Below are 13,398 nucleotides of genomic sequence, written 5' to 3'. Positions count from 1 at the left end.
AGTTAACGTAGTCTGGATTAATGATTTATCAAATTCCGGCAGACATGCAGTTGAATTCTCTGTTATTCTGCAGTATCAATACCAAGTTATTTTTTACCAACAGGTTTTATTCAACACATGGCTACCTTGTTCGCGTTGCTGGCGGTTGTTGCGTATTTTGTGGCTGCAGCGTCTATGACGGGGCGATTTTTTCACAATCAGGGCCCAAACAGGATGTTTGCGTTAAGCATTGCTGCCATCGCAGTGCTTTGTCACAGTATATTTTTGGGTGACGCTATTCTGGCTGCACAAGCCGGTCAGAATATGAGTATAACCAATGTTCTGTCGCTGGTAGCCTGGCTCATAACACTGTCTATGCTGGTGAGCAATTCATTGCTACCAAACGTGATTTTATTACCCGTGGTGTTTGGTTTTGCCGGGTTTAGTGTACTGGCCTCTGCATTTATTCCTGTTGAACATATCATGCATATCGAATTGCGCCCGGGTTTGGTAGTGCATATCACACTGTCGCTATTTGCCTATGGCACGCTAGTCATCGGCTTTTTGTACGCTCTGCAAATGTCGTACATAACTCACCAACTGAAACACAAAGGCGCCAGCATATTACACTCTTCATTGCCGCCACTGATGCTGGTTGAAGGGATCCTGTTTAAACTTATTTTAATCGGCACCATATTGTTGGTCATTGCCCAAATAACCGGCTTTGTCTTTCTGGAAAACATGCTGAGTCAGGGTTATGTCCACAAAACGCTGCTATCTATTGCCGGATTAGTCGTGTTTATAGTGCTTTTGGCAGGCCAAAAACTGTGTGGCTGGCGCGGTAAACAAGTTATCGCTTTAACTATCCTTGGCGTCATGCTGTTGTCACTGGCCTATTTCGGCAGTCGATTCGTAAAAGAAATTCTGCTCTGATAACCAACATCACCAATTAACACTTGAAACGCCATGATTGACTGACTACATTGGTGTTTCTAAATATTTGAAGGGATCCCTAGTTGGACGACATATCAACCAGTGCGTTGTTGATTGCACTGGCAATCTTAATTGCTTTATCTGCGTATTTTTCCAGTTCTGAAACCGGCATGATGTCGATCAACCGGTATCGACTCAAACACTTACAAGGCGAAGGACACCGCGGTGCCAAGCGCGTGCACAAACTACTCGAGCGTCCGGATCGGTTAATTGGCTTGATTCTGATCGGTAATAACCTGGTTAACATTGCCGCTTCAGCCATTGCTACGATTATTTGCACCCGCTGGTTTGGTGAATACTGGGCGGTATTTGCAACGACTATCGGGCTAACGATTATCCTGCTTATTTTCGCTGAAGTGACTCCGAAAACCCTGGCTGCGTTGTATCCGGAGAAAATCGCCTTTCCAAGTTCACTTATTTTATCGCCGCTATTGGTTGTGATGTACCCGCTGGTGGCGGCAATCAATGGCATCACCAATGGCATTTTGGCTCTATTGCGAATCAAACCTTCCGGTGACGGTGGTGACTCCCTGAGCCGGGAAGAACTTCGAACCGTGGTGTACGAGGCGGGAACAATGATCCCCAAAAAGCACCAGGACATGCTGGTCAGTATTCTCGATTTAGAAAATGTGACTGCCGAAGATATTATGGTGCCCCGCAGTGATATTGCCGCAATTGACATTAACGACGAATGGAAAGACATCCAAAAGAAGCTCACTCAGTCTCAGCACACTCGCGTATTGCTTTATCGCGATAGCATTGATGACGCTGTGGGGTTTGTTCACGTTCGCGATGCACTGCGGTTGCTATCGAAGGACCAATTCACTAAAGCCACCCTGCTTCGGGCAGTGCGTGAGATTTACTACGCCCCGGAGTCTATTCCTCTGCATACCCTGATGTATCAGTTTCAGGCGGAAAAAGAGCGAATTGCGCTTGTTGTAGATGAATACGGTGATATTCAGGGACTGGTTACCCTGGAAGATATCCTGGAAGAAATTATTGGTGACTTTACAACCACGACACTCCCCGCTTACAGCAAGGAAGTCTCGGTGCAACAGGATGGCAGCGTATTGGTTGATGGCAGTGCTAACGTGCGGGAACTCAACAAAGAAATGGATTGGAATTTTCCCATCGAAGGACCTAAAACACTTAACGGGTTAATTCTTGAGTATCTGGAAGAAATTCCCGACAGCAATGTCAGCTTGCGCCTTGCCGGCTACCCCATTGAGATTATTGATATAAACGAGAACATGATCAAAACTGTGAGGGTAATGCCCGAATTCTACAAACCCGTTTCCGTTGTCACCCCGGATTAACACTCGTTAAAAAATGATACAGGCCAGTCTGGTATTTTGCGGTGTGTTTGAAAGCGCACTGTAGTTAGGATTACAGAAGTGACTGGCCTTTGAATGCACCAGCCATAATCGAATTAGCCTGTCTTGCGTTTAGCCAGTACTTTGGCTTTAGCAGCCGCTACCTTGGCCGACAGGTCTGACAGCTTACTCATGATTTGCGCCATTTCTTCGTCATCGTGCAGATCCGACTCTTCCATATGTCGTTCTAACGATTTTCGAAGCTGTTCTGGAATAGACTGACTCGACATGTGTTTGTTTGCATTCTCAACGACGCGCGTCGAAATGATACCTTTGTTCCTCTCTACCTGTTTGTTATATCGGTAGCAGAAAAAAAAGCTAAAGCAAAAAAGCGAAATTGACCTGGATTTAGTTAGCGCAGATAGCACACTAATGAGACGCTAGAGCCGGTATATTCATGTATTAAATAACAAATCGGCCTGCGGGGTTAAATGTTGCCTTGAAAGTGTTTTACCAAAACGCCTTTGCCGCGGGTTAAATTGTACTTCACTACTGCCACAGATCCTGTCGCGAACAAGGTCATTTGGTGCGAGTCACATAATGCATCCAGTAAAAATGAAACAAACGGCATGTGGCTCACAATGAGCAGTGGTTTTCCTTTTCGGGATTTGGCCATCTGATGCGCTAATACGTCAATATAATCATGCGCAAGCCGGACATTTCCCTCAGGCACAATGTCATCACAAATTTCACTTTGCGCGGCGTGCAGGGTTTCTGATAAGGCATTGAAAGTCTGACGAGTTCGCGCGTAAGGGCTAACCAGGGCGAGCGACAATTCACCGTCCTGACAATAGGATTCAGTCAACCAGTTTGAGCTGACACGCACTTCACTTTTGCCATGAAGGGTAAGATTTCGGCTTTTATCATCCGTCAGTAGTGATTCAGCCTCACCATGGCGCATGATAAAAATAAAAATGTCGTCTTTGCTGCTTTGACCTGACATAACATTGCTAATATGATGAGGAGTACATACTAACGATAGCAAAGGTCAGCCAACTCGCCTAGTACTATTATAAACTCTTAGACTAAGGTGTAACCGGTCATTCGCCTGCTGTTAACCTGTCCACCGGCTAACTGCAAACAATAACACGTAGACAGAACGAAGAAATTACATTGAATATTACACAGGACATAGATAGTACCTATTCCTTGCGACTGGAAAACGGCCTACGGGTGTTAATTGTCCACAAGCAGGAACTGACTACCTGTTGTGTCTCGGCCAGTGTGAAAGCCGGGCATTTTTTTGACCCTTCGGACTGTCCCGGACTGGCCCATTTACTGGAACACATGTTGTTCATGGGGAATGTCCTGCTCCCTGAGCCAAATGCTATCAATGAACTCATGGAGCAAGCCGGCGGCAACATTAATGCCTGGACCGGTACCGAATTCGCTAATTACCATTTTCAGGTTCATGCTCAGGCACTCCCCCGCGTATTGCCCGCTTTCGCGGCAATGCTAGGTGCCCCCAACTTCGACATTGAACAAATTCAGTCTGAAATTAAATCCATAGACGCTGAATTTAAGTTCAAGCGCAAAGATGACTTGCGACGTCTGTATCAGATCCATAAAGAAACGGCCAACCCGGCGCACCCGTTTGCCAAGTTTTCTGTTGGTAACCAACAAACCTTCGGGCAGTTCACAACGGAAGCTCTGCAAGAAAAGCTAGCAGCGTTTCATGCATCACTTTATTGCGCCAGAAATATGACGCTGGTTATTCACTCGCCGTTTAGTGTTGGCCAGCTGATGCCCTGGCTCACCCAAGCGTTTGAACCTATGCCGGCAGGTAAGCCTGCAGCGCTATCGCTACCGCCGCTCTACACCCCAGAACAATTGGGTGTGGAAATTCGAATTACGCCGTTACAAGCTGCACGACGTATGATCGTCACCTTTGCATTGCCGGCGCTGCACTTACACATCAACACCCGCCCCCTCGACTTCATCAGCCATATGTTAGGCGACGAAGGCGCAGGCAGCTTATTTGCCTATTTAAAAGCAAAAGGATGGATAACCAATCTGATAGCGGGCTCAGGCATAGAAGGTCAGGGCTTTAAAGACTTTAATATTAACCTTCAACTCACCGAAGCAGGGCTCGCCCATCAGGCCGACATAGTATCCGCCGTGTTCTCCATGATTGAACTGCTGAAGAAATCAGCAAGCGAAGGATGGCGATTACAGGAAAAGGCAAAACTGAACCAGCTTGCCAGACAATACGATGATTCGCATAAACCATTGCAAGCGATGTGCGATCTGGCCGAACTACATCAGTATTTTAGCTGGCAGGCTATCTCAGAAGCGTGTCAGCGCGAGGCATTGACAAGTGAAGCGTTAATCGAAGCCTTGTCGCATTTCATTCCTGAAAATTTGCGGATAAAAACAATAGCGCAGGATCTACAAACCGACCGGCGTTGTGAATATTATGACGCCGCCTACGCAATCAGTGCCTTACCGGCAGAGCAACTGGCGTCATGGCAGAATCCGCCTGAAATCAACGCAATATCGTTGCCTCCACCCAATCCCTACATCGGCGACAGTTATAGCTTGTGTCCGCTGGACAACCGTTTTGCCTTGCCTCAAGCCATTCGGGAAGATAAAGGTGCCAGCTTCTGGTTTTGTCAGGATCACAAATTTCGCGTACCGAAAGGCGATGTTTTTATTTCTTTCGATACGCCTTCGCTTGCTCAGAACATTCACCAGGTTGCCGCTAAACGATTATGGCTGGCAGGACTTAATGACTATTTACAGGGCCAGTTTTACCGCGCCGAAATTGCAGGTTTACACTATCGAATTTACGGTCATCAAGCAGGATTTACGTTACACACCCGTGGCTTCAGTGCGCAACAGGGCCAGTTGGTTCAAAAACTTACTCGCGCAATTCACGAATTTGAACCGGACCCGCAAACGTTCCATCACGTGCAGAGTATGCAGTGCCAGAGCTTGCAAAACACACTGCTGAACAAACCCATCAACCGGTTATTTTCGCGCCTGAGCGTATTAATTCAGCGCAACACGCATGCTCCGGTCGAGCTTTTACAAGCGGTTGAGCAAACGCAATTTGATGACGTACGTCGCGTCAGAGAACGGGCTTTTGACTATTACCATTTGGAAGGATTGGTCCACGGGAACTGGACTGCTCAGGCCGCTGAGCGTATCGCTGACAGCGTTCTCGATATCAGCCCGGGAGCTAAGGCATCGCCCCTCCCCCGTGCGGTAGCAAAACTGCCGGTCGGTCGCACCATGATTCACGAAGTAACTTGCGACCACGAAGACGCTGCGGTCGTACTCTATTTGCAAGCACCCAGCAACGACATATGGAATGTCGCGATGTGTATGGTGCTGGAGCAAATGCTCGCGGGGTCATTTTTTACCAGTCTGCGAACTGAAAAACAATTAGGTTACCTGGTCGGAACCGGCTACGTGCCGCATAATCAGCACCCCGGCATTGCTTTTTACATTCAAAGCCCAACCCATGGCCCGCAAGTACTGATGTCGCATATCAGTCAGTTTTTACAGCAACAAACTCGTGAAAAAGACTTCTACGAAGGTTACTGGCCAAGTATCCAGCGCAACCTGTTAAAGCAGTTACAGGATGTCGACCTGAATCAGTCCATGCGCTCTCAGCGTATTTGGCAAGGCTTAGGGGCCAATGATACACAATTGCACCGTAACCAGCAGTTAGCCAACACCGTCGAAGCAATGACCTTTGACGATATCATTCGCTACGCCACTAACATGAACCTCAACCAGACGTTTGGTGAGCTTGTCTTGTTTTCCGCGGGCAAATTCGCTCCGTTACAGACCGCAGAAACCGATGTCATCTCCAACATTGCAGACTTTAAATCCAAGGTCGAATTTTATTTATAATCGTTGAATAATTCAGTCCGAATGCGACACATCGGCCTGTTTTGCTGAAGTTTTATTCACCCACTTTACCGATTCAAAAAAAACCTTGTAGAGCGCGTTTTAATTCGGCATATTGGTGTTTGGCTAGAATGGACGCTAACCAATTCAAATTAAAAGAAAGATAAGGCATACATTGCCAAAGGTGTATGGTGCGCTCAACCCATAGAACGACGTTAGCACTGTTTTTAGTCACAGTGATAATATTTGTCACCCGCATAGCCAGTGCTAGCGCGGCGGTCAACGACATCCGCTTTAATGAATATACGCGGGAAGATGGTGTATCCGAAGGTACCATAACGTCGATCGTAGAAGATCAGTATGGGTACATTTGGGTAGGCTCTGTTGACGGCCTGTTCCGCTTCGATGGTTATGAATTCAAACATTACCAGCACTCCCCTCAAAAACCGGAATCCATTCCACCGGGCTTTACCCGCACAATGTTCGTTTCCTCAAATAACGATTTGTGGATTGGCACCTATACCGGTTTGGCAAAATACCTCCCCGACACAGACAGTTTTCAGATTTACAACAGCGACAACTCACTGATCAGAAACAACGATATCTGGTCAATCAGTGAAGACGCAAAGGGCAACATCCTCGTTGCCGACACATCGAATTTATACATCATTGACGCCAAGACACACACTCTTGAATTGCTGGATGAACGCATAGATTTTCCAGACGATATCGAAGTGATTAGAAATGAGCCAACAAGAATCTGGATTGGTACATATGGGTACGGGGCCTTTATCTACGATAAAAACAGGCGTCAGCTGTTCCCGCTTCGTTCAGTCAATCCCTGGGGGATAAATCTCACAGTTGACTATATTTTCGATATAAAAGTTATAGATGGTGAATACTGGATTGCATCAAATGAAGGTGTATTGATCCTTAATAACCAAGGCGAACAAGTAAATTCTATCGACAAACAACGCTTTCCTGACATGCCAAATCAAACCGTCAGATCTATCAGCGAAATCGAAGAAAATACTGTCTGGATAGGCACACAAGACGGTCTTGGAATACACAATACAATAGCGAATTCGTTAATTGTTTATGGTACAGAAAACAAAAGCCTGACATATTTAAAGAACAATCAAATTAGAGAAATTTTTAGAGATTCAACCGGCTCTATATGGATAGCAACTTATGAAGGTTTATATCGCAAGAGCCCCGCGAGTAATTCATTAAGGCTTTACTCTCATTTAAACAGTTCAGAATCTTCAGGCTCAAAGCGTATTTGGGCTATCGAAGAGGACCAGGACAATGCACTTTGGATTGCTACGCAAAGTGCCGGGCTTGCAAAATTTGATTTAAACAAAAGTACTGTCGATTCCTATCTTGAAAATGAACAAAATCAGATATGGGATCTGGTTGTCGATGCCGCCAATAATATTTGGATAGCAACGTCGAAAGGCATTCGGCGATATTCATATAGCAACAACACGCTCACATTCGAAGAGTCCTTTATGGACAACGTAATGATAGATGCAATCTATTACGACGGAGAGCAGATCTGGACGTGGACTGAAGTTGATGGCGTAGTATCAATTTCGAAATCTACAACTGAAGAGAACCAGAATACATTTACGATTACTCATCACAACAGAGACCTCATCACCGATATATATTCACCACTCTATGTCGATAGAGATGGCAACGTCTGGCTGACGACTGTAGGCAGGATTGATATTTTTAGTCCTCTGCAAAAAAAGATCGTCAATAGTATTAACCTCAAACATCAGAAATCACAAAGTGCCTCAATAGCCAAATCGGTATACGAATGGGGTAACCATTTCTGGCTGACTACCCAATCCTCCGGTATTTATCAGTTTGAAAAAAAGACGTTTAAGTTGATAAAACATATAACTCTAGATATTGATTCGAACGTCATTCTTGCAGCAACAGGCTTTAAAGATTCAATATGGCTGTCAACAGACTCAGCGATTAAAAAATTAGAGTTGCCCTCTCTGTCCGTTAGTTTTGTCATGGATGAAGTGCAAGCGGAATATAACAATTATTCCGAAGGTGCTGTGTCTATTACCCATGATAATGGGATCGTTTTTGGTGGAGACAAAGGGTTTCATTTTTTCTATCCTGATTTGCTAACAGAAACATCAATAAACATCTCTGAATCGCCTTCAAGCGTACCAAGCTTATTCTCATTAAAAGTGTTCGGTAAAGAACAAGACTTTTCCGCACAAGAAGGGCTACTGGACAAACCGCTTTATCTCAAAAATGAATTATCTCTTGCGCACAACGATTCGAGGTTCAGCTTCACTTTCGGCGTTGTCAACGCAATTTCGCCCAGAACAATCAAGTATCGCTATAGAATGACCGGCTGGGACCATAACTGGACAGAATCTGGTACTGAACGCCAGGCATTTTACAATGACGTTTCGTTCGGCGACTATACCTTCGAAGTTCAGGCACTGGAAGATGGCAAAGCCTGGTCTGATTCTCGGTCACTAAATATAACCATCTCACCTCCCCCCTGGCTTCACCCTGCAGCCTTGGTTTTCTATGGCTTCTTCGCAGCTATTTTGGCGTTATATGTTGTTCGCCAGTATCATTTCAGACGTGCCCAACGCATTGCCGTTTCTGAATCTGAGGAACGGTTGAAACTAACACTGTGGAGCAGTGGTGACGAACTCTGGGACTGGGACGTATTCAGAGGTCAGGTGTACCGTTCAAATACCTGGGGGACACTGGACTTTCCTCAGGACGACATCAGAACAAATAGTGCGTACGACGCCAACATTCACCCTCATGACCTGAGACGCGTTCAGGAAGCATTAAAAACACACCTTGACGGGAAAACCGAATTTTTCGAATTAGCGTATCGGGCAAGAACATTTAGCAATCAGTGGGTGTGGATTCTGGACCGCGGGAAAGTAGTACAACGCGACCACAACAATCAACCGGTTCGTATGACCGGGACATTAAAGAACATCCAGCATTTAAAAGATGCTGAAGAGCAATTGAACCTGTTTAAACGGTCAATTGAGAATATTTCGGAAGGCGTATTCATCACCGATACAAAATTCCGTTTCATCTCGGTAAACAATGCTTATTGTACTTATACTGGTGAAACACGCGAGCAAGCGTTAGCCAGCTTCCTGTACTTCCACCAGTATCCTGAAGCTTTTACCGAAGAAATTAAGAAAACGCTGAAAGCCCGTGGAAACTGGAGTGGAGAAGTTGAAAGTACCCGTGTGAATGGCGAGCGCTACGAAATTGAACTGAACATCGATGCCGTACATGATGACGATGGCCGTATCTCTCATTTCGTAGGGGTATTCTCAGACATCACGTCGCGTAAAAACACCGAAAAAGAGCTGCTTAAACTGGCAAACTCGGATCCGCTAACCGAGTTACCTAACCGTTCATTCTTCCAGGCCAGCCATAGCAACCTCGTTAGAAAAGGTTCTCCCCATGCCCTGCTCTGTCTGGATATGGATAACTTCAAGAAAATTAATGACTCACTGGGTCATCAAACCGGTGATATCCTGATTAAGCAAATCGCCAAGCGTATCCAGCGAATTACCGATGCAAACTCGACGTGCTATCGCTTAGGTGGTGACGAATTCAGCATTCTGATGGAAGATATTTCCGACATCCACACTATTACGCATTTCGCTCAAAGCATTCTGAATACCCTCTCTCGCCCCTTTATTATTAATAAGCAAGAGTTCGTTTTGGGTGCCAGTATTGGTATTGCTCTGTTCCCGGAAGACGGCTCTTCACCACAAGAATTGTTAAAAAATGCCGACACCGCCATGTACTTTGCTAAAAACAATGGCGGAAATAGCTACCAGTTCTTCAGTGGTGAAATGAACCAGAACGCGGTTCGACAGTTGCAGATTGAAAACCTGATTCGTCAGGGCATTAAAGACGATTTATTCACCGTCTATTATCAGCCCAAAGTGGATATTACTACCGGCAAACTGGTGAGTATGGAAGCCCTGGTTCGTTTTGAACACCCGCATAAAGGTATCGTCAGCCCTGGGCAGTTTATTCCGTTGGCAGAGCAAACCGGACAAATCATTGAAATAGGCGAGCAGGTACTCAAAAAAGCCTGTATGGATACCAAACGCTGGGTAAGCGAAGGCTTGTTTAGCGGTCGAGTTGCCGTAAATATATCGGCCAAGCAATTCGAACTACCAGACCTCGATGACCGCATTGAAAATATTCTTCGACAGGTTGGTTTGTCTCCCCTCCATTTAGAATGTGAAATAACGGAAGGCACGCTAATGGAAAACCCGGAAGAAGCGCTGCGAATGATGCAACGTTTACGTGACCGCGGAATTCACCTGGCATTGGATGACTTTGGTACGGGCTATTCCTCGCTGGCCTACCTGAAACAATTTCCGTTGAACACGCTTAAAATTGATAAAGCGTTTATTGACGATATTGCCAACAGCAATGTCGATCGCCATATGGCCGCTGCCATTATCAATATTGCCCACAACCTCGGTCTGAAAGTCGTTGCTGAGGGCGTGGAATACGAGGAGCAACTGAATATACTGCGTCGTTATGACTGCGAAATGCTACAGGGTTTCCTGTACAGTAGACCACTTAATGCAGAGCGCTTTGAGAAACTGTTAAAAGAAAACAGCCTGCTCCACAAAATCATCAATAAAGTCTCTCCAGACGCCTGACGCCTCGTCTCGGCTATTTTTGAAAGATTATATAAATCTCATAAAGCTTGTCCTTCCAAAGTACCTCACATGGCGTTTTAGAGACGTATTAGACCAACCCTATAGACTCGAAGACTATCATCAGCCTTTCCATAGGCCTCGGATATTTACGACCAATAAGTATTAGGTGCTTATTAAGGCCACTTTACGATATAACCTCTGAAAATTAGATTTTACTAATTTACTTATTTCTAATGTATTAGATTTAAAGTGTTTTTAAGCGACTAAGAAACACCGAAAGTTTCATTTCAACAGCAGAAAATACATACCAATCTAAGCGAAAAACGATTTTTTGTCCCCCTTCCCTTAAGTTTTTCTGTGAGCGGCAGATAAATGCATAGAACGGCAATATTTTCCGGCAACGGATTTTTGACGCCGTTCAAAATAAAATCCTACCATGTTGTTTTATATAGGTTTTTATAAGTTGGCACAATGTTCGCAATAACCATTGTGACGACAGAAACAATGTCAGTCAGTTTTGTTTGTTTTGTTTATAATAATGAGGAATGAAAGATGTTGAAAGCATATGCAGTAGCCCTAGTTCTTTCTACTACAGCACCTGTCGCAGATCAAAAGCAAGAAGGCGCTCAAAAAGCTCCGGTTCAGAAAAAAGAAGTTGCTACAGAAACACAGCAATTCAAGCCAAAGACAAACGGTGTTCGTCTTTAATCTGAACGCTAACGCGTGAAAAAAGGGAGCTGAAGCTCCTTTTTTTATGCCTGAATTTCGGCCTTAAGCACGCAATACGGCGTTATTGAAACCCATATCGCGACGCATTCTTACATGACGGGAAATAGTGAACATAGGTAGCAACAAGGGCCCCAGAATTACCCCTGCTAACGCCCAGCGCTTCTCAGCCAATCCAGCTTTCAGTGATTCTATATAAAAATACACACCTGATAACACTGAGACCAATACTATCGTCAACATTTTGACACCCCGCTTACTGAATTAATCTTACTGCATAGATTCGCAAAAGCGGGCGAATAATAAACGATCACGTACAGAAAACCATCATTTTTGTTCGTTATAATGAAAAAAACCGGGCTAAGCCCGGTTTTTACACATTAAATTAACAGTTAATTAATAAAATGTTTTATTTTCTTTAGCCATCTCTTCAAGGACTGGTGCAGGCTGGTACTTCTTATCCAGCTTATCAGCATAGTAATTCAGGCGCTCCACTACCTTTTTAATGCCAAGTTGATCCATATAACGGAATGGTCCGCCCAGGAACGGTGGGAAACCAATACCAAATATGGCACCAATATCACCATCACGTGGATTGCGAATAACACCTTCCTCAAGACAACGTGCAGCTTCGTTTAGCATCATCAGTACACATCGCTCAGAGATTTCAGACTCACTGCGGCTCTTGTTCGGCTGAATACCCAGCAACGTATAAAGGCTCTCATCCACTTCTTTGCCAGGCTTCTTGCCTTCATACGAATAGAAACCGCGCTTGTTTTTCTTACCTTTACGGTCGTCTGCAAGGACTTTATCGAATGCGCTTGGAGCGGTAAAACGCTCACCAAACGCATCAACCAGTATAGGTATGATTTTGGTGCCTACATCGATACCGACTTCATCCAGCAGCTTCACTGGGCCAACCGGGAAACCGAAATTCAATAATGCTTTATCGATGTGATCGATAGGCTCGCCAGCCAGAATCAGATTTGCCGCTTCGTTCATGTAAGGCGCCAAGATACGGTTTACGTAAAAACCCGCGCCGTCTTTTACCACAACCGGTGTTTTGCCTTGCTTTTTAGCAAACTCTACCGTTGTGGAAATCGTCTGATCAGACGTTTTCTCGTGTGCGATAACTTCAGCCAACGGCATCTTATCTACCGGCGAGAAATAATGCAGACCGATAATGTTTTCAGGGCGCTGCGCCCCTTCCGCAATCTGGCCGATAGGAATAGACGACGTATTGGACGCAAAAATCGTACTTTCTTTGCAGTTGTTTTCAACATCAGCAACCATTTGCTGCTTCAGTTTCACATCTTCAAAGACGGCTTCAACCACAATGTCTACGTCTTGCATACCGGCGTAATCCAGTGTGCCTGTCAGCAGTGACATTTGCTTCTGCATTTCAGACTTCAGCATAAATTTACGCTGTACTTTCTTGATTAGCAGGTCATAGCTGTATTTCATGGCATTGGCGATACCAATTGGCTGAATATCTTTAATGCGCACTGGCACTTTCGCTTTGGTCGCCGTAACGAACGCAATACCGCCGCCCATCAGGCCACCGCCCAGTACGCCGACTTTTGCCACTTTTTCCGGTGCAACATCGGCTACACCTGACTCTTTCTTCATCGCGGTAGTCGCAAAGAAGATTTGTCGCAGCTGTTTTGATTCCGGCGTCATGACCAGTTGACCGAACGCTTTTGCCTCGGCCTCAAGGCCTGCCCGCATGCCTTTGCTCAGGCCTAATGCAACCACATCAAGGATTT

The 13,398-nt window shown here is 45.3% G+C and carries 9 protein-coding genes; 5 read left to right on the top strand and 4 right to left on the bottom strand.

All coding sequences use genetic code 11. From position 1 onward, the window contains the following. Positions 1-117 precede the first annotated feature (117 nt). Together AC4MRN_RS06105 and AC4MRN_RS06100 are read left to right on the top strand one after the other, a co-directional pair. Positions 118-912, top strand: a complete 795-nt coding sequence (locus tag AC4MRN_RS06105) for a cytochrome C assembly family protein (RefSeq protein WP_491202766.1) — start codon at positions 118-120, stop codon at positions 910-912. An 83-nt stretch (positions 913-995) separates the two neighbouring features. Further along, entirely contained in the window at positions 996-2,288 is a 1,293-nt protein-coding gene (locus tag AC4MRN_RS06100; RefSeq protein ID WP_073325051.1) for an HlyC/CorC family transporter, read from the top strand. 113 nt (positions 2,289-2,401) lie between these two features. Here the strand turns inward: AC4MRN_RS06100 and AC4MRN_RS06095 are convergent, their stop codons facing one another. Both AC4MRN_RS06095 and sixA read right to left on the bottom strand, forming a co-directional pair. Beyond that, complete coding sequence (locus AC4MRN_RS06095) at positions 2,402-2,575, bottom strand: hypothetical protein (protein WP_174237802.1); 174 nt, start codon at positions 2,573-2,575, stop codon at positions 2,402-2,404. Between the two features lie 197 nt (positions 2,576-2,772). Next, on the bottom strand, positions 2,773-3,288 hold the full coding sequence (gene sixA / locus AC4MRN_RS06090; RefSeq protein ID WP_491202765.1) for a phosphohistidine phosphatase SixA: 516 nt from the start codon (positions 3,286-3,288) through the stop codon (positions 2,773-2,775). A gap of 170 nt (positions 3,289-3,458) precedes the next feature. Here sixA and AC4MRN_RS06085 point away from each other — a divergent pair, with 170 nt between their 5' ends. From AC4MRN_RS06085 to AC4MRN_RS06075, 3 genes are all read left to right on the top strand, one after another. Then, complete coding sequence (locus AC4MRN_RS06085) at positions 3,459-6,206, top strand: insulinase family protein (RefSeq protein ID WP_491202764.1); 2,748 nt, start codon at positions 3,459-3,461, stop codon at positions 6,204-6,206. Positions 6,207-6,439: 233 nt separating this feature from the next. Then, the gene (locus tag AC4MRN_RS06080) at positions 6,440-10,906 is read left to right on the top strand and encodes an EAL domain-containing protein (protein ID WP_491202763.1); all 4,467 of its coding nucleotides are present in this window, start codon (positions 6,440-6,442) and stop codon (positions 10,904-10,906) included. A 552-nt stretch (positions 10,907-11,458) separates the two neighbouring features. Further along, a complete protein-coding gene (locus AC4MRN_RS06075) occupies positions 11,459-11,614 on the top strand; it encodes a hypothetical protein (protein ID WP_174237803.1) in 156 nt (51 codons plus the stop codon). A gap of 63 nt (positions 11,615-11,677) precedes the next feature. Here the strand turns inward: AC4MRN_RS06075 and AC4MRN_RS06070 are convergent, their stop codons facing one another. Beyond that, complete coding sequence (locus AC4MRN_RS06070; protein ID WP_073325054.1) at positions 11,678-11,875, bottom strand: hypothetical protein; 198 nt, start codon at positions 11,873-11,875, stop codon at positions 11,678-11,680. A gap of 153 nt (positions 11,876-12,028) precedes the next feature. Then, positions 12,029-13,398 (bottom strand): 3-hydroxyacyl-CoA dehydrogenase NAD-binding domain-containing protein (locus AC4MRN_RS06065; RefSeq protein WP_491202762.1); only part of this gene is annotated, 1,370 nt, incomplete at its 5' end.

Source organism: Marisediminitalea sp. (genome assembly GCF_984433645.1).
This window is presented reverse-complemented; position numbering and strand designations above follow the sequence as displayed.

Excerpts from the sequence above, each read along its gene's own strand:
- AC4MRN_RS06095 (WP_174237802.1), bottom strand. The coding sequence starts at position 2,575 with ATGTCGAGTCAGTCTATTCCAGAACAGCTTCGAAAATCGTTAGAACGA.
- AC4MRN_RS06070 (WP_073325054.1), bottom strand. The coding sequence starts at position 11,875 with ATGTTGACGATAGTATTGGTCTCAGTGTTATCAGGTGTGTATTTTTAT.
- AC4MRN_RS06075 (WP_174237803.1), top strand. The coding sequence starts at position 11,459 with ATGTTGAAAGCATATGCAGTAGCCCTAGTTCTTTCTACTACAGCACCT.
- AC4MRN_RS06105 (WP_491202766.1), top strand. The coding sequence starts at position 118 with ATGGCTACCTTGTTCGCGTTGCTGGCGGTTGTTGCGTATTTTGTGGCT.
- sixA (WP_491202765.1), bottom strand. The coding sequence starts at position 3,288 with ATGTCAGGTCAAAGCAGCAAAGACGACATTTTTATTTTTATCATGCGC.